Origin of the sequence: Massilia eburnea, from assembly GCF_009720745.1 — a bacterium.
In the GTDB taxonomy this organism is placed as follows: domain Bacteria; phylum Pseudomonadota; class Gammaproteobacteria; order Burkholderiales; family Burkholderiaceae_D; genus Rugamonas; species Rugamonas eburnea.
On sequence record NZ_WNKX01000074.1, the window covers coordinates 1 to 475 of the forward strand.

Here is a 475-nt window from a genome sequence, read left to right on the forward strand (position 1 = left end):
TGTGCGTTTGCTAGCTGAATTGACCCTATCAGTTTGACCCGCCCGCCATACCCTCGCGAACGCCGCGACCCGGTCGTAAGACCCTTCAAAGCCTAACTCCCTTAGTTCTTCATGAAGCTGCTTCAAAGTGCGCCGCTGCTTGCGTGACTTGGCCGCCTCGGTCTTTAGCAAGCCAGAAAGTTGGAAAGCGTATTTGTCGATTGCACTGGGCGATCGCCTGTCTGCGTAGGACGGCTCTGTCGCTTCCGAGCGTAGATAGCGTCGGACAGTGTTTCTTGAGATGCCAAGGCGTCTGGCGATTTCCCGTAGTGGGATCTGGTCGCGAATGTGCCAGCGTCGAATAATTCCTAGTAATGCCACGTCGATCACTCCAATTCCCCACTCAATGTCATGAGCAGGATTGTGTCTTAAACGTGGGTCAGATTCTGATGCAAATTATGCGGCAAAGTGGGTCAATTTTCGGTGCAAATCAACA

At 52.6% G+C, this 475-nt stretch carries 1 protein-coding gene; it reads right to left on the minus strand.

Annotated elements, in window-relative coordinates; genetic code table 11:
* Nucleotides 1–360: helix-turn-helix domain-containing protein (locus GM658_RS28615; protein WP_371865322.1), on the minus strand; the 360-nt coding region annotated here is incomplete at its 3' end.
* Nucleotides 361–475 lie beyond the last annotated feature (115 nt).